Genomic DNA, 15,710 nt, shown 5'->3' with positions numbered 1-15,710 from the left:
ACGAGAGCAGCTTTTCAAATTTCCTTTTTTGTCTGGAAACCATAGCATTGTGGCCCCACCTGATCCCATCCCGAACTCAGAAGTGAAACGCAATCGCGCCGATGGTAGTGTGGGGTCTCCCCATGTGAGAGTAGGTCATTTCCAGGCGCTTAATTTATATGAAGTTACAAAGTAACTTTGTGTAAGCGTTTAAGTTTCTATTTAAAGTAGAAACAAAGTAACAGATGCAGAATGTGTAAGACATCTTGTTATTAAAGTATTTGTGCTGATATGGCTCAGTCGGTAGAGCGCATCCTTGGTAAGGATGAGGTCCCCAGTTCGATTCTGGGTATCAGCACCACTAAATTTGTCTGGAAACCATAGCATTGTGGCCCCACCTGATCCCATCCCGAACTCAGAAGTGAAACGCAATCGCGCCGATGGTAGTGTGGGGTCTCCCCATGTGAGAGTAGGTCATTTCCAGGCGCCTAACTTATTCTCGAAAGAGAGTCGAAAAATCCCTAGCACAGCGTGCTAGGGATTTTTTCGTTTAACAGCTTTTGAAATATCGACTCGAACATGGGAATGAAGGGAGCGCCTGCAAAGCAGGCCACCTTTCCATGTGTCCCCTGCGAGGATAATAAATAGTAGGGTGAAGCTCTTGCGCTTATCGAACGAAGTTTGATGCAAGGGGGGAACGCGGAGAGCCTTGCTCGAAGCTGGCCATGACAGGCGCCACTTGGGTTTTCACTTTTTCAAAAAGTGAAGACAAAAACGCTAAGTGAAGAAGCCACCTGAATAAGGTGGTTTTTTTGCGTTTGGGCTATGGTGAGCAAGGACCAGAACCTTGTATTCGAGACTGCTCTTGCTTTTCGAGGCTCGCGATTTGAAGCTCGCGACTTCTTTCCACCGCCTCTTTTGATTATAATCATCATACAATTAGCGATAGCAAATTAAGGGCAATCATGGCACGTAAGCAGACGACTAAATCTAAAGGTTCCTCTGGCGGTAATCGTAAAAATAGTGAGCGCTTCATCGAGAAGTTCAGCGCTCATCCAGAGACTCAAATTTGCTATTCAGGCTTGATGTACCGTGTGATCGAGCATGTTGATGGGCACTACGTCAATGAAACCGATAGCGTTGTCATTAATCAGCGGATTTTATTAGCCGATGGTAGCGTGATTGCTGATACCTATAAGGCGGGGATGCCGGAAACATTTGAGCTAGATGAAGCGATTGAGGGATTACGCGAAGCGATTTTGTTAATGCCGATTGGCTCTCGATATGAGTTTATGATCCCTGCAGATCTCGCTTGGGGACGTAAGGGCAATGGCGGTAAAATAGGGGCAAATGCGGTACTGCATTTTGATATACGTTTAATACGTACCGTGTAATTGGTTTAAAGCGTGATGAGTAAAAAGTGGTAAGTCATAAGCTAAAGCACAAACAGAGCTTACCACTTACCACTTAATCGTTATAACAGCTTTATCGCTTCGACAATGGGGGCGTTGGCTTCTGGAAAGTCGTAGTTTTCAATATCGCTCAATTCAACCCACTTAATCATTTGCCCTTCTAAGCCCTGTGCCTCGCCTGAGAAGGATTTTATGGTATGGATATCAAGTAATACTTGTTTATCGGGGTAATCGTGAGAAATAGTCATTAACGGCGCGGTGTCGTCAACGCTGAGATTTACCTCTTCTTTTAGTTCGCGGGCTAATGCTTGTGTGGTGGTTTCGTTGCTCTCGACTTTACCGCCTGGAAACTCCCACTTACCACCTTGGTGCAGATGATCGGGACGCTTAGCCAATAACACTTGATTATCGTTATTGAGGATAACGCCAACGGCTACATGCACACGCTTCATTGGTTGCTATCCTCAGAATCAAAATCAGTTTTAAAAAAATCTGCTTCATCGTATCCGAGCGCATCTAATGATTCTGCATCAAACTCAGGTTTTACCGGAATAGCGTGTTTTTCAGATGCCCAATCTCCGAGATCGATTAACTTACAGCGCTCACTGCAAAATGGCTTAAACGGAGAGGAGGCTGACCATTCAACTTCGGCTTTGCAAGTTGGGCAGTTAACTAGAGTGGGCATAAAAATTTCCAACAATCGACAAAAAGATATCGAGGTATGGTAATCAGTTTAGTCGCAGGTTGCCAACATAAAGTCGATGGATTTATCTGAATGTTTTTGTTGTTCAAATAACACAAAGTGAATCGCATAGCGATTACGATTACCGCTGATCGTTGGGTAACAACCTTGAGAAGCATCGAGCTTGACGCGAATAAGCGATAACGCATGATCGCTAGAGCCTTGATAAAAGCCGGCTACGGCTTGTGCGGGATGATAAATGGTGTTCTTACGGGTGAGTTCGAGCAGTAATTTAATGGGGGTTAATAGACATTCAAAGTGAGCTGTCCAAGCTTGATATTCCTGCTGGCGAACATGCCAAGGTTTAGCGAGCCAATAGTGTAATTGCGGCAGGTCGAAATTACAGCAAGCGCCGGGCATACCAAAGCGTTGTCTGAGCGCAGATAAAAATCTGTCTTGCTTCAGCACTTGTCCGGGGCGATCACAGTTGATTAAGCATTTGCGGGCTTGTTGCAGCTTATCGACATAATAACTGATTTGCTGCTCGTCGATATGAGGTTGGTTTTGCCATTGCTTGAAGCTTTGCAGCTGTTTATCGACATCTTTAATGATGTCATTACGATAATCACAGCGCTCCGTTAATTCACACAATGAAAATAGCGGGTAGAAACATCTATGCTGATGATCTTGCTCAAAATTGTGATGCAATTGTTCAGCTAGATATTCTAAACGCAGGTAACTGCGTGTCTTTTCATTTAGTGGCTGTTCATAGATCAATTCATTCATGACATTATCAAGTGCATTCGGCTAATTTTAAGTATTTATTATGTAAGCTCGCTACTTTGCTTTTTAATGCAGTTATCGATCCCTGATTGTCGATGACATCATCGGCTTTCGCCAGTTTGTCGTTTCTACTGGCTTGGCTATCGATGATATTTTGAACCTGCTGAGCGCTAACATCATCCCGTTCCATGGTGCGCTTAATTTGCATCTCTGGTGAAATATCAATCACTAAAGTGCAATTGACTAACCTATCTAAACCATTCTCAAATAGCAAGGGAACGACTAAAATTGCATAGGCTGAGTTAGCATTTTGTAACTGATTTAACATTTCTTGACGGATCATCGGATGCAGCAGGTTGTTGAGCCACTCTCTTTCTGCTGGATTGCTGAAGATTTTTTCTCGCAGTGCCGCTCTATCGAGTTCACCATTTTGTAACAAGATGGCTTCACCAAAGTGGTCGACAATGGCAGCCAATCCATGACTGCCTTTTGCCACAACTTCACGGCTAACGATATCGGCATCGACTAAGGTGATGCCTAGCTCTGCAAACAGATTAGCGACAGTGGTTTTGCCACTTCCAATACCGCCAGTGAGACCCACGACAAAATTAGACATAATGATTCTTTATTTAATAAGTGCGAAAACCCAAGTGCCAGCGCTAGGTTACAAGTGTTAGCGCTAGGCTGTTTGTCAGAACAAGTCGCTTATCAAAGCGTCGATAGATACCAGTTGATTATCTGCTCACCCCAAATCATGGCAATCCAGCCAGCAAACGCAATGTAAGGGCCGAAGGGAATTGGATTACCCGCATTAAGCTTTTTATTAAAAATCATCAATCCGCCCACTACAGCGCCGACGACAGAAGAAAGTAAAATAATCAAAGGCAGCAGTTGCCAGCCAAACCAAGCACCGAAAACGGCTAGCAGCTTAAAGTCGCCATAGCCCATGCCTTCCTTACCTGTAAGCAGTTTAAAGCACCAAAACACACTCCAGAGGCTCAAATAGCCAGCTGCGGCACCTATGATGGCATCTGTTGGTGAAGTAAACACGTTATTAAGATTGATGACCAGTCCTAACCACAGCAGCGGCAAGGTGAGTTGATCTGGCAGTAGCATTTCATCGAGGTCGATACCAGTTAATGCAATTAATACAAAAGTGAGGATAGCCGCAAAGGCAAATTGCCAAGTGGGGCCAAAATGGTAGGCAAGGTAAGCGACTGCAATACCCGTTATCGCTTCAATAATGGGGTAGCGCGCAGAGATGGCGGTTTTACAATTAGCGCATTTCCCCTTGAGCATTAACCAGCCCAGAATAGGCAAATTATGCCAAGGCTTGATATCGGCTTTGCATTTGGGGCAGGCTGAACCGGGCACCATTAAGTTGTATTTTTCGGGGTAGCTATCAATCGGCTCAGCAAGCTGCTGTTCAATATCTTTAATCAGAGGTTGATGATACTCAGCCAAATAATGATTACATTCTTGCTGCCACTCGCGCTTCATCATCAAGGGTAGGCGATGGATAACCACATTAACAAAGCTGCCAATAGTCGCGGCAAAAACAAAGCTAATTGCGGCGAACAGCCAAGGATACTGCGCCATTAAATTGAGAAATTCAGTCATTATTTTTAAGGGGTTAGCTGTTAATTAATGGATTGTATATAACCAGGCCAATAGTGTCGATCCATGGGGTGAGGCTAAAGAGGTGGGACACTAGAGCCTCACCCCTTTCTACTCTCGTTTGTTAGCCGACCACATTACCTAGCTGGAAGATGGGCAGATACATACCGACAATCAAGCCACCCACTAAAATACCAATCACCACCATCATAATTGGTTCGATCAAACTCGATAATGCATCGACAGCATCATCGACTTGCATCTCATAGATGTTGGCCACTTTGTTGAGCATGTCATCGAGGCCGCCAGATTCTTCACCAATCATTACCATCTGGATCAACATATCAGGGAATAACGCTGTGGTACGCATGGCGACATTCATCTGCATGCCCGACATCACTTCTGTGCGAACTTTAATTAACGCGCTGCGATAAACATAGTTACCTGAAGCGCCAGCGGCAGATTCAAGGCCATCTATTAAAGGCACACCCGCAGCAAAGGTGGTGGCTAGAGTACGGGCAAAACGCGCCATGGCGGCTTTGTGTAAAATGTCACCGATAACAGGAATTTTTAGGACTAATTGATCGATTTTATTACGGAACTTTTCTGATTTTAGGTGAGCACGTCTAAACGCCCACATGCCGATAATGATGGCTATGACGAAGAAGTACCACGAGGTTTGTAACCAACGGGATATACCAACAATCATTTGAGTAAAGGCAGGCAGTTCAGCGCCGAATCCAGCGAAAATACTTTCAAATTGAGGTACTACAAAAAGTAACAAAAGTGCGGTGACTGCTATTGCAACAATAACAACCGCAGCTGGGTAGAACATGGCTTTCTTAATTTTAGACTTTAAGGCCTCGGCTTTTTCGCGGTAAGTGGCGATGCGATCGAATACTGCATCCAGAGAGCCTGAATGTTCGCCAGCGGCGACTAAGTCCACATAGAGATCATCGAAATATTGTCTGTGTGGTCGTAAAGAGTCTGACAATGGAATACCCGATTGCACATCTGAGACTATGGTGCCAAGTAGCTCTCGCATACGCGGTTTTTCATGACCACGACCGAGCATCTCTAATGTGGTGACAATCGGTACACCCGCTGCCAGCATGGTGGCAATTTGACGGGTGATCATGGCGATATCCATCGCCTTGATTTTAGGGTTGCTCTTAAATAGCGGTTCGGGCTTTTTCTTTACGACTTTGGGGTTTACACCCTGCGACTTTAGCTGCGCCTTAATTTCGTTTGATGAGCTGCCTCTGAGCTCGCCTGAGGTTTTTTTGCCGTCACGGTTGGTGCCTTTCCACTCGAAGGTAAATACTTTTGCCTGAGTGTTTTTAGACTTGCCTTTTTTATTTTTGGTTTGCGCTTTCGCTTTAGCAAGAGAGGCGGTGGCCATAGAAAATCCTTTGTTTAAAAAAGAAGTGTTAAGTTTTAAGCGGTAAGCTATAAGTTGTGGGGTTGTTTAAGGCTCGCTACTTACCCGCTCAATACTTACCCACTCAATACAGATAGCTTAAGACTTACAGCTTTCTAGAAGCTGGTCACTCGGTTAATTTCGGCAATACTGGTGACACCGGCGACCACTTTGCGCAGCCCTGAATCACGCAAATCACGCATGCCTTGTTGTTTGGCTTGAGTGGCGATATGTAATGAGTTGCCTCCTTCCATAATAGTACGGGCAATCTCATCTGACATCTTCATCACTTCGTAAATACCGACACGGCCTTTATAACCGCCAGAGCACAGGTCACAACCTACGGCTTTATAAACGGTAAAGCCGTCATCTATCTGCTGTTGATTAAAGCCCAGTTTCAGCAATTCATGTTCGGGAATATCTTCTGCTTGGCGACATTCGGTGCACAGCCGCCTTGCCAGTCGCTGAGCGATAATTAAGTTAACCGAACTGGCAATGTTATAGCCGGGAACCCCCATATTAATCAGACGAGTCAGGGTTTCGGCGGCAGAGTTGGTGTGTAAGGTGGATAAAACCAAGTGACCGGTTTGTGCCGCCTTAATAGCAATTTCGGCGGTTTCTAGGTCACGGATCTCACCCACCATCACCACATCGGGGTCTTGACGCAGGAAGGAGCGCAGTGCAGAAGCAAAGGTCAGGCCGGCTTTTAAATTAATATGCACCTGGTTAACCCCTTCGAGGTTAATTTCGACCGGGTCTTCGGCGGTAGAGATATTGCGCTCTTCGGTATTGAGAATATTTAAACCGGTATAAAGGGAGACTGTTTTACCCGAGCCAGTCGGGCCGGTGACCAGTATCATGCCTTGTGGCTTGGCAAGCATCTGCTCATAGAGTTCGCGTTGTTCGTCTTCATAACCAAGTTTTTCGATGCCAAGCTGGGCGGAAGAGGAGTCCAAGATACGCATTACAATTTTTTCGCCCCAGATGGTGGGCAAGGTACTGACACGGAAATCGATCGACTTGGTGCGCGACAGCTTCATCTTAATGCGGCCATCTTGAGGCACGCGGCGCTCGGCGATATCCAATTTTGACATGACTTTTAATCGCGCCGAAATACGCGCGGCCAGATTTACTGGTGGCTCGGAGACTTCGTGCAGGATTCCATCGATTCGAAAGCGGATACGATAACGTTTCTCGTAAGGTTCAAAGTGTAAATCCGATGCCCCTTTACGTATGGCATCGGTGAGAATTTTATTAATATAGATAACAATCGGTGCATCGTCACTGCCATCGGCAGTTGGGTCTTCGTTGCGTTTGTCGGTGTCAGAGACTTCTATACCCGCCAGTGACTCTTCATCGATACCTTCGAGATCAAGCGCCGAAATATCTTCCTCTAGTACCTTTTCTAGGGCTTTAGTGAGTTTGTCATCTTCAACCAATATGGCTTCGGCGTGCAGGCCAGCGCTAAATTGGAAATCTTCTAAGGCTGCAATGTTGGTGGGGTCTGAGGTACCGATATAGAGGCGATTACCGCGTTTAAACAGCGGCAGGCATTTATGTTTTTCGATTAGCTTGCGGTTAACAAACTGCTCGGGAATACTAGTAATATCAAATTCATCGAGATCGAGCAGGGGGGTGCCATACTCTTCATAACAGAGTTCGGCAATGGCTTTTGCTGGGATCAACTGTTCGCTTACGATGGTGGAAACTAAAGATTGTTTGCTTTGCCTAGACTTAGTGATGGCCGATGCAATCTGTTCTTCGCTCAGCAGTTGCTTGCGAATAAACAGAGTGGATAAACCTAAATGAAGACCTGTCGTAGGCATTAATATATTCCTAACTTATTACTATTGGAGTTGGTCTATTTCAATAACTGGGAGTAACTCTCGAAAGCAAAAATAGAAGAGCCAGAATCCTAGCTCTCCTATATGATCTGTTATCTGAACCAAATATGTCTAGATAACTATATATTTATAGTTTTGCACAAGTAGCTGTATCCCAGCTACATTGGATATCGGTTGTGCTAGCATCTTTAGCTGTAAATGTAGTGGTTGCCCCCGATAATTGGGCTAATGTTGTAGCTATGCTGCCCAGAATAGTTGTATCAACAGTAGCTGTACAGGAAACAGGGGTATATATACTTTGGGTTGTCTCACCTAGAACTGATGCTGATTTTGCTTTTACGTATGCAGATGCTTCACCCATACAAGAGTTGATTTTGCTTTTATTCACATATTCTTGATAAGCAGGTAGCGCGATCGCTGCCAAAATACCGATAATCGCTACCACGATCATCAATTCGATCAAGGTGAAACCCTTGGTGTTGTTCATCTTTTTGTTCAAGTTGATAGCTTTCATTTTACTCTCTCCGTTTGATAAAAATAATCTTCTGCTGTGATTGATAGCTATTGCAGCTAATCGCTAGCTTTACAGCCTAAGATTTCAGCCCCTAAACATCAGATTGCCACTGGCTTGCTGTTGCTTTGGTTGCTAGATGTACGACTACTATTACCTACTATTACTTACTACTAATAGTTACTGCTAATACTTACAACTAAATAGTTACTACTTTTTATATTTGTTGCTGCTAGTACCACTGTTTCAATTAACCTAATTGCTTGTCACTTGCGTACCAAGACCCAACTATTGTGAAGTTTCGTCACTCCCCCCCTATTTTGAAAAAATTCGAGAAAGTACAAAAATTTCAACCAAATTAGCTTGATAAGTTATAAGCTAGTCAAATGCGACTCAGTGTCAAATAAATATATCATTTTTTTAACAAGAGCCACCTGTTAATTGTGATCTAAATCATCCTTTTTGACCATGAGTTTTTAACCTCATAGCTAAAAAATGGTCAAAAAAAGCCGATTAAATCTGGCCTTTCATGAAGCAATAAAGCCTCGCCTCATTGGTAAACAAACTTATTACAAACTTTAGTTAAAAGAAATAGTCATTCCTCACAAACCATTAATTTTTTTATAAAAACTCTAAGGAAATCAACTCGGACTACAAAAAATTATAGTGTTTTTTTGGCTTTGTAAGATTGTTTGACGCCTATTGTATAAAGTGTCAAATTTTTAACGTGTTAGATGGTTTAATTGTGCAAACTATACTCGCCATCTTGTTTGTTATTTTTTTGTTTCAGCTTTCTGCTTGAACTTTTTGTTTTAAGTGTTCCAAAACGATTTAATTTGTCACATCACTTTTGTTTGTGAGGGTTACTGTTTTTCTTGTAAAGGCGTTAACTCTCTAAAATCAGGAAACAGGCGTTTTCCCTCTTGATGATATTTAAGGGCTAGATTTTCATCGCCTATCATTTTATAAGCAACCGCAAGGTCGTTGTATAGTCTAGCTCTAGGCCAGTAATCGACTAGCTCACTAGTAGATTCGATAAAATAGGGAATGGCATCCGGATTAGTTTTCTGGGTGAGCAGAGGAGCTAAAAACCAGGAATATTCTATTTGGTTTGGAATTGGAAGTGGATTGATTATTTGCTGTAAATATCGGCCTTGAGAGTTGCCACTTTTGGCATAATTATTAAGGCATTGGAATGTATGTAGGCTACTTAACATAAAAATTAGGGTTACTAATGGGAGTAGTATTGAACTAAGCCTGAAGTTGATATAGCTAGGTATGTTGCTAATTGATTCTTTACAAAGAGACTTTTCGATTATAAATAGTGAAAAGATAAAGGTGATGAAAACGATGGCTGAATGATAATAAGGCAGTTCAGTCATTGAGTGAAACAGTGACGGGAATAACATGGCTAAAAAGAATAAGCCAACTTTCCACCCTTTTGAAAAATAACGATATGCCGTAAATATAGCAATGGCGATTATCGCAATAATTGGCAATATTCCACCTTCAACCCCCCATAGTAAAAGTTCGTTATGAGGATGTTCTGCGTTATTGGCAAATTGATTTGCTGTGAAGTTATGGGTTTCAATGTAATTTGCTTGCTCTTGGTAGAAGCTATGGCTAAAACTACCGTATCCGGTTCCTGATAGTAAGTTTTTGCTGATAATCAATAAGGAAACCAAATATAAGGTGGGTCTGACGATGGCAGAAATTTGTCTTACAGAAAACTCATCGTTAAAGGCATTAACCAAAAATGGGATGAATAATCCGATTAGAATCGATAGGTACCAGTAGCGTAAAATGTTTCGGTCGGCTTTGCGGTATAGCAGTGGGGCGGTTCCCAGTAGAACAACAAATAGCGAAATAGTACCGGTTTTTGAGCTGTTTAGGATGATTAGCCAGCTTGATAGTATCGCTGCGGCGTAGAGTATCGCTTGTTGTTTTCTAGTAATGTCTTTCTTAAATGTTAGTAAGTAAGCTGAGAGTGCTATTCCCATAACATAAAACGTTGATGCAACATTCGGTTGTCTGAAAACACCGAACGGCCTCATGGTTGTGGCATCAAACCCAATTAAATTTCCAAAAACATCTATATATTGCTGAAGTAACCCTGTTAATCCTTCTATGATGACGCCAACAAGAATCCAAAATGTGAGCTTTTGTAATGACTCCAAGGACAGACGTATCTGATAAAGGCTAAATAGGAAGGTAAGCCCTGCTACTAGCCCGATAAGTCTTTGATAGCTATTGTGAAGAAGGTCATTTTTCCCATATAAAATAGGAATAAAAAGTACTAAGGTAAATAGACAAACTGAGATCAATAGTGGGGAATAGACAATAGTGTTTTTTTCAGTGCTACTCCATAAGCCTAACCCTATAAGAACAGAAACAAATGACCAGACGACCAGATTAAAGGGTAATTCAAGTCCAACACCTCCAAAGTTATGTTGAAAATAATGCATGCCAACTGCAAACATCAGCGCGAATACAATGTAGAAGTAACGTTGGGTTACAGTTGTCATGCAAAATCCTTTTAAATGCACTTTGTGCTTTTATTATCTTTAGCTTTCAGCAGCTTGAATGATGACTTTCAGTAAAGCATTATTTCAATCTCAAAGATAGATCCAGTGCTTTAACATGTTTGGTCAATGCACCGACTGAGATGTAATCGACGCCGGTTTTGGCAAAGTCGGTGATGGTATCGCTGGTAACATTGCCAGAGACTTCTAGCTTTGCCCTTTGAGTTTCAGGGAGGCCTCGCTCTTTATGAATACGTTGGCTGAGCTCGACCGCTTGCAGCATCATGGTGACATCGAAGTTATCTAACATGACGATGTCTGCTTGAGCATCCAGTGCTTGTTTGAGTTCGTCTAGGCTTTCAACCTCTACTTCTACTAGCTTATTACTGGCGAGTTTTCTGGCGGCTTCGATAGCCTTGGCGATAGAGCCACAAGCCATGATGTGATTTTCTTTAATCAGGAATGCATCGAATAAGCCGATACGGTGGTTTCTGCCGCCACCGCAAGTCACGGCGTATTTCTGTGCGGTGCGCAAACCGGGAATGGTTTTGCGGGTGTCGAGCAGTTGACAATGGGTGCCTGCGATACGGTCGACATAGTGTTTCGTCAGCGTAGCGACACCTGACAATGTTTGAATAAAGTTCATCGCACTGCGTTCACCGGTTAAAATGGCGCGGGCAGGCCCCGATAGTTCGCATAGCACTTGGTTAGGCAGCAGTAGATCGCCGTCATCGACATGCCAGTGCAGCGCCACTTCACCGCCGAGTTGGTTAAACACTTGCTCGGCCCAAGCTTTACCGCAAAAAACGCCTTCTTCGCGAGTGATTAACACCGCTTGCGCGTGTTTGTCGCTGGGGATCAACTGCGCTGTGATATCGGCAGCGAGTTTTTGCTCAGGGGTTAAGTTACTGTCTGCTTGATAGCCTAGGTCTTCTTCAAGTGCGACTTTTACCGCAAGTCGAATATCATTTTCCAGCATGGTGCATTCCTCGTTTTGCGCAGCACTTCATTGAACTGGTATCGAAATATAGACGAGCCTAAATTGAGGCTTAGCGTGTTACTTGATACAGCCGCTGCAAGCATAGGTGATTTAGGGCAAGATGATAGCAAATTGGTTGGAAAAAGCAGTGAAAATTACCGCTATTCACTATCACTTTTTAATGAGTGCTTTTAATTGGGCTATGAGGAATGGTGTGGACGGATAGTGATAAAGCTGGTTATCAAGGGTTAAGCCTCTTGTCTGTAGAATTAGCTAAAAGTGGCTTGTTTCAACTGCGCTTGGGGTTTAAGCTTTTTTAATTGATTTTTATCAACTTAACTCAGTATTTGATACTCAGAGGTTGTACTTAGGTTTTGAGAGCGGCATTTGTGGAAATAGAACAGACATGGTGAACGACATTCGGTTAGTCGATGGCTGGGCGAACGGGGCGCGATTATGTGCGTCGCCGCATTTTAATCAACGGCCTGATAATGAAGTGAGCCTGTTGGTGATCCATAACATTAGTTTGCCTGCAGGGCAGTTTGGTCTGCCCTATATCGATCAGCTGTTTCAAGGTTGTTTAGATATCGATGCCGACAGCAGCTTTTGTGATTTGGTCGGTTTAACTGTGTCGGCGCATTTTTTAATTCGCCGTGATGGTGAGGTAGTTCAATACGTCAGTTGTGATGACAGGGCGTGGCATGCGGGCGTGTCGAGCTATCAAGGTCGAGAAGGCTGTAATGATTTTGCTATTGGTATTGAGCTGGAAGGCACGGATGATTTGGCTTATAGCGATGCGCAATATCAACAATTACAGCAATTAACATTGGCCTTGTTTGAAGCTTATCCTATGCTCAATACTGATTCGATTGTGGGACATTGTGATATTGCACCGGGACGCAAAACCGACCCAGGTGAAAGTTTCGATTGGCAAAGGTATAAGCGTGGACTTCGCCCTTAGGGGTTAATCAATATAAAGGAATAGATATCGATGGCACTGTTTTCGTTGTTAGTGGCGATCATGATAGAACGCTTAAAGTTGCTGCCCCAGGCGTGGCAGCTTGAAACCTTGCTGGCGCTATATGAAAAGTTGTTCTTTGGTCGTAACCAATTAACCAGCGATGTGATGATGGCCATTGCGGTATTGTTGCCTGCGATGAGCATTCAGGTGTTGGCTTGGTTTGTGGCTGGTATGTTTTGGGGGATCGTCAGTTTAGTCTTGTGGACGGCGGTGGCGATTTTATGTTTTAGCCATCTGAAGCAAAGACAAATATTTAAACTGTATATCCAAGCTGCATGTCGTGGTGACGCTCAAGCCTGTTTTCATCATGCGGCTGAGCTTGATCCTTATGTAGAGATTGATGCTTATTCTGAACAAGAGTTAGGGACGAAAGTCGGCCAAACAGTGGCTTGGCTTAATTATCGTTTTTACGGCGCAGTGGCGCTTTATCTGATGTTTCTTGGCCCTGCGGGCGCGGTGTTTTATTGCACTGTGCGTTATTTTGCTGATGAGTCGAAAATTAAACAAACACCATTACCTTTAGTTGAGCCGTTGTTAACGCTGCTCGACTGGCTGCCTAGTCGTTTGATTGCCTGTGGCTATGTGCTGAGTGGTCATTTTTCCGATGCATTACATCAGTGGCGGCAGTTAGCCTTTAATTGGCGTGTGCCCGCGAGAGAAGTGATTACCGAAGTGGCATTGGCGGCCGAAACGCTTGAAGAAAGCAATGAAGAAAGCAATGCGCCTATTTGTGTGCGATCGACCATTTCGCTTTTACGCCTGAGTAAACGTAATTCTGTGTTACTGATAACCGGACTGGCGTTGCTGACCATATTTGGCGTGGTGGTTTAAGGTTGGTGATCAGTTTAAATGCTAACCAAGCGCCGCAGCGAGCTTAGGGATACGAACAGTTTCGATGTGATGTATAAATCAATAAAAGTGGTATGAGAAAATACATATGAAATTAAGAACATTAGGTAGTGGCAATAACGGATTCGATATTAGTGAAGTGGGACTGGGCACCTGGCAGATTGGTGCTGACTGGGGTAAGGCGTTTTCTGAAGATAAAGCGTTTGAAATCCTTACCGCAGCGGTAGAGAGTGGTATTAACTTTTTCGATACCGCGGATGTGTATGGTAATGGTCAGAGTGAAAGCTTTATCGGTGAGTTTTTAAAGCACACCAATAAGACGGTGAGAGTGGCGACTAAATTTGGTCGAGGTGCCGATGTTTATCCTGCATCTTATAGCAAAGATGCCATGAGAAACGCCATCGAAAACTCGTTGACCCGCTTAGATGTCGATGCATTAGATCTGCTGCAATTGCATTGTATTCCGACCAGTGAGATGCAAAAGGGCGAGGTGTTCGATTGGCTACGCGACTTTAAGGCAGAAGGTTTAATTCGCACTTTCGGTGCCAGTGTCGAGTCTGTTGAGGAAGGCTTGCTGTGTATGCAGCAAGAAGGCCTGCAGTCATTACAGATCATCTTCAATATTTTTAGGCAAAAGCTGCTGACCGAATTATTACCTGAGGCCGAAGCTAAAGGGGTCGGCCTGATTGTTCGTCTGCCGCTGGCCAGTGGTTTGTTATCGGGTAAATTTACTAAACAAACTCAGTTTGATGAAAAGGATCATCGTAATTTTAACCGCGATGGTCAGGCGTTTAATGTGGGCGAAACCTTTGCTGGCTTACCCTTTGAAAAAGGTGTTGAGTTGGCCGATGCACTTAAACGGGAACTTCCTGCCGAGATGACCTTGGCTCAGTTAGCGCTGCGCTGGATTTTAGATCATAAAGCAGTAACAAGTATTATCCCAGGTGCAAGTTCGCCCCAGCAAGCCATCAATAACGCCAAGGTGTCGAATTTAGCGCCGTTACCGAAGAACCTACACGATAAGCTTTATCGCTTTTATCAGGCCGAAGTGCATCCGGCTATTCGCGGTGTGTACTAGACGTGTACTAGAATAGCGACTGGCTATATCAGCTACTGGCTATATCAGTTAGCGACTAAAAGAAGTGAAAAGCGCTAATACTTTGGTACAGCGCTTTTACTGATGACTTAAAACTTTATTTGCCGACTGGCGTTTTTGTCACAAAATAAATTATTAATTTGATTTAAATCACAAGCTGGACATTGAAAATGTGATTTGATAAAGTGCGCTCAGTCAAGGAAATTGGTAAGACCAATTTACAATAGGAGCTGAGGGCCTTATGGCTTATAGCAAAATCAACCAGCCAAAAATCTCTGATGTAATTATGAATCAGTTAGAGCAGATGATCCTAGAAGGCAGTCTGCAACCGGGTCAGAAATTACCTCCAGAGCGTGAATTGGCACTGCAATTTGAAGTCTCTCGACCATCCCTTCGTGAAGCTATTCAAAAGTTAGAAGCAAAAGGCTTGTTGCTACGTCGTCAAGGCGGTGGCACCTATGTCAAAGAGCAACTTTGGCAGAGCCTGGCTGATCCTATTGTTGAGCTGATGCACAACGATTCTGAGAGTCAATACGACCTACTCGAGTTTCGTCATGCGACGGAAGGCATGATGGCTTATTTTGCTGCGCTTCGGGGAACCGATGCCGACATGCAAAACATCAAAGAAAAAATCCAAGCGGTAGAAGCGGCCAGCGGCATTGAAGAGCAAGCTGAGGCGATTGTGTGTTTTTATCGCGCCGTAGCAGAAGCCTCACATAACGTAGCGATGCTACACTTGGTATTAAGTTTATCCCCTGTGCTGCATAAGAATGTGGCGCAAAACTTGGAATTGCTCAGCCGTCGTGCCGATGCATCCAAAATGGCGAATGAACATAGGCGAGATTTATTGGCCGCGATTGTTCGTCGTGATCCTGAAGCAGCAAGAGAAGCCTCGAATGAACATTTGAGTTACATCGAGGAAGTGATGTTGTCTGTGCGGGAAGAAGATAGTCGGTTGCAGCGTAGTCTGCGCCGTTTGAAGAGTGGCGTTTAGT

General features: G+C 43.8%; 15 protein-coding genes, 1 tRNA gene and 2 rRNA genes. 8 read left to right on the top strand and 10 right to left on the bottom strand.

Going from position 1 to position 15,710, the window contains the following annotated elements:
* Positions 1 to 31: 31 nt before the first annotated feature.
* The 4 genes from rrf (L1D21_RS15195) (at position 32) to L1D21_RS15180 (ending at position 1,373) form a co-directional block, all read left to right on the top strand.
* Positions 32 to 147: ribosomal RNA gene (gene rrf, locus L1D21_RS15195) — 5S ribosomal RNA — on the top strand.
* 117 nt (positions 148 to 264) lie between these two features.
* Positions 265 to 340 (top strand) — tRNA-Thr (locus tag L1D21_RS15190).
* A 9-nt stretch (positions 341 to 349) separates the two neighbouring features.
* A 5S ribosomal RNA gene (rrf, locus tag L1D21_RS15185) occupies positions 350 to 465 on the top strand.
* Between the two features lie 479 nt (positions 466 to 944).
* Positions 945 to 1,373 (top strand): FKBP-type peptidyl-prolyl cis-trans isomerase, encoded by a 429-nt coding sequence (locus L1D21_RS15180; protein ID WP_239846119.1) that lies wholly within the window; start codon positions 945 to 947, stop codon positions 1,371 to 1,373.
* An 80-nt stretch (positions 1,374 to 1,453) separates the two neighbouring features.
* Here the strand turns inward: L1D21_RS15180 and mutT are convergent, their stop codons facing one another.
* The 10 genes from mutT to nadC form a co-directional block, all read right to left on the bottom strand.
* Positions 1,454 to 1,843 carry an 8-oxo-dGTP diphosphatase MutT gene (mutT, locus tag L1D21_RS15175; protein ID WP_239846118.1) on the bottom strand — a complete coding sequence of 130 codons (390 nt, stop codon included), beginning with the start codon at positions 1,841 to 1,843 and terminating at the stop codon, positions 1,454 to 1,456.
* Positions 1,840 to 2,076 carry a DNA gyrase inhibitor YacG gene (gene yacG, locus L1D21_RS15170; protein ID WP_239846117.1) on the bottom strand — a complete coding sequence of 79 codons (237 nt, stop codon included), beginning with the start codon at positions 2,074 to 2,076 and terminating at the stop codon, positions 1,840 to 1,842. The genes mutT and yacG overlap by 4 nt, the downstream gene beginning before the upstream one ends.
* A 48-nt stretch (positions 2,077 to 2,124) precedes the next feature.
* Positions 2,125 to 2,859, bottom strand: a complete 735-nt coding sequence (gene zapD / locus L1D21_RS15165; protein ID WP_239846116.1) for a cell division protein ZapD — start codon at positions 2,857 to 2,859, stop codon at positions 2,125 to 2,127.
* Positions 2,860 to 2,866: 7 nt separating this feature from the next.
* Positions 2,867 to 3,472, bottom strand: a complete 606-nt coding sequence (coaE, locus tag L1D21_RS15160) for a dephospho-CoA kinase (RefSeq protein WP_239846115.1) — start codon at positions 3,470 to 3,472, stop codon at positions 2,867 to 2,869.
* Positions 3,473 to 3,564: 92 nt separating this feature from the next.
* Positions 3,565 to 4,476, bottom strand: a complete 912-nt coding sequence (locus tag L1D21_RS15155; RefSeq protein WP_239846114.1) for an A24 family peptidase — start codon at positions 4,474 to 4,476, stop codon at positions 3,565 to 3,567.
* A gap of 121 nt (positions 4,477 to 4,597) precedes the next feature.
* Positions 4,598 to 5,875: a type II secretion system F family protein gene (locus L1D21_RS15150; RefSeq protein WP_239846113.1), complete on the bottom strand. Its 1,278-nt coding sequence runs from the start codon at positions 5,873 to 5,875 to the stop codon at positions 4,598 to 4,600.
* Between the two features lie 134 nt (positions 5,876 to 6,009).
* Complete coding sequence (gene pilB / locus L1D21_RS15145; RefSeq protein ID WP_239846112.1) at positions 6,010 to 7,719, bottom strand: type IV-A pilus assembly ATPase PilB; 1,710 nt, start codon at positions 7,717 to 7,719, stop codon at positions 6,010 to 6,012.
* 145 nt (positions 7,720 to 7,864) lie between these two features.
* A complete protein-coding gene (locus L1D21_RS15140) occupies positions 7,865 to 8,251 on the bottom strand; it encodes a prepilin-type N-terminal cleavage/methylation domain-containing protein (RefSeq protein ID WP_275659020.1) in 387 nt (128 codons plus the stop codon).
* Positions 8,252 to 9,111: 860 nt separating this feature from the next.
* Complete coding sequence (locus L1D21_RS15135; RefSeq protein WP_239846111.1) at positions 9,112 to 10,773, bottom strand: Wzy polymerase domain-containing protein; 1,662 nt, start codon at positions 10,771 to 10,773, stop codon at positions 9,112 to 9,114.
* A gap of 79 nt (positions 10,774 to 10,852) precedes the next feature.
* Positions 10,853 to 11,749, bottom strand: a complete 897-nt coding sequence (gene nadC / locus L1D21_RS15130) for a carboxylating nicotinate-nucleotide diphosphorylase (RefSeq protein WP_239846110.1) — start codon at positions 11,747 to 11,749, stop codon at positions 10,853 to 10,855.
* Positions 11,750 to 12,155: 406 nt separating this feature from the next.
* Here nadC and ampD point away from each other — a divergent pair, with 406 nt between their 5' ends.
* The 4 genes from ampD to pdhR all read left to right on the top strand — a co-directional run bounded on the left by ampD (position 12,156) and on the right by pdhR (position 15,709).
* Entirely contained in the window at positions 12,156 to 12,710 is a 555-nt protein-coding gene (gene ampD / locus L1D21_RS15125; protein ID WP_239846109.1) for a 1,6-anhydro-N-acetylmuramyl-L-alanine amidase AmpD, read from the top strand.
* Positions 12,711 to 12,740: 30 nt separating this feature from the next.
* Positions 12,741 to 13,601, top strand: a complete 861-nt coding sequence (gene ampE, locus L1D21_RS15120) for a beta-lactamase regulator AmpE (RefSeq protein ID WP_239846108.1) — start codon at positions 12,741 to 12,743, stop codon at positions 13,599 to 13,601.
* A 106-nt stretch (positions 13,602 to 13,707) separates the two neighbouring features.
* Entirely contained in the window at positions 13,708 to 14,697 is a 990-nt protein-coding gene (locus L1D21_RS15115) for an aldo/keto reductase (RefSeq protein ID WP_239846107.1), read from the top strand.
* A gap of 259 nt (positions 14,698 to 14,956) precedes the next feature.
* Complete coding sequence (gene pdhR, locus L1D21_RS15110; RefSeq protein ID WP_239846106.1) at positions 14,957 to 15,709, top strand: pyruvate dehydrogenase complex transcriptional repressor PdhR; 753 nt, start codon at positions 14,957 to 14,959, stop codon at positions 15,707 to 15,709.
* Position 15,710 lies beyond the last annotated feature (1 nt).

The organism is Shewanella sp. Isolate11 (assembly GCF_022398315.1).
Lineage (GTDB): Bacteria > Pseudomonadota > Gammaproteobacteria > Enterobacterales > Shewanellaceae > Shewanella.
This window is presented reverse-complemented; position numbering and strand designations above follow the sequence as displayed.

What these genes read in the sequence shown, in the direction of transcription:
- L1D21_RS15180 (WP_239846119.1), top strand. Translation starts at nt 945, where the DNA reads ATGGCACGTAAGCAGACGACTAAATCTAAAGGTTCCTCTGGCGGTAAT.
- mutT (WP_239846118.1), bottom strand. Translation starts at nt 1,843, where the DNA reads ATGAAGCGTGTGCATGTAGCCGTTGGCGTTATCCTCAATAACGATAAT.
- yacG (WP_239846117.1), bottom strand. Translation starts at nt 2,076, where the DNA reads ATGCCCACTCTAGTTAACTGCCCAACTTGCAAAGCCGAAGTTGAATGG.
- zapD (WP_239846116.1), bottom strand. Translation starts at nt 2,859, where the DNA reads ATGAATGAATTGATCTATGAACAGCCACTAAATGAAAAGACACGCAGT.
- coaE (WP_239846115.1), bottom strand. Translation starts at nt 3,472, where the DNA reads ATGTCTAATTTTGTCGTGGGTCTCACTGGCGGTATTGGAAGTGGCAAA.
- L1D21_RS15155 (WP_239846114.1), bottom strand. Translation starts at nt 4,476, where the DNA reads ATGACTGAATTTCTCAATTTAATGGCGCAGTATCCTTGGCTGTTCGCC.
- L1D21_RS15150 (WP_239846113.1), bottom strand. Translation starts at nt 5,875, where the DNA reads ATGGCCACCGCCTCTCTTGCTAAAGCGAAAGCGCAAACCAAAAATAAA.
- pilB (WP_239846112.1), bottom strand. Translation starts at nt 7,719, where the DNA reads ATGCCTACGACAGGTCTTCATTTAGGTTTATCCACTCTGTTTATTCGC.
- L1D21_RS15140 (WP_275659020.1), bottom strand. Translation starts at nt 8,251, where the DNA reads ATGAAAGCTATCAACTTGAACAAAAAGATGAACAACACCAAGGGTTTC.
- L1D21_RS15135 (WP_239846111.1), bottom strand. Translation starts at nt 10,773, where the DNA reads ATGACAACTGTAACCCAACGTTACTTCTACATTGTATTCGCGCTGATG.
- nadC (WP_239846110.1), bottom strand. Translation starts at nt 11,749, where the DNA reads ATGCTGGAAAATGATATTCGACTTGCGGTAAAAGTCGCACTTGAAGAA.
- ampD (WP_239846109.1), top strand. Translation starts at nt 12,156, where the DNA reads ATGGTGAACGACATTCGGTTAGTCGATGGCTGGGCGAACGGGGCGCGA.
- ampE (WP_239846108.1), top strand. Translation starts at nt 12,741, where the DNA reads ATGGCACTGTTTTCGTTGTTAGTGGCGATCATGATAGAACGCTTAAAG.
- L1D21_RS15115 (WP_239846107.1), top strand. Translation starts at nt 13,708, where the DNA reads ATGAAATTAAGAACATTAGGTAGTGGCAATAACGGATTCGATATTAGT.
- pdhR (WP_239846106.1), top strand. Translation starts at nt 14,957, where the DNA reads ATGGCTTATAGCAAAATCAACCAGCCAAAAATCTCTGATGTAATTATG.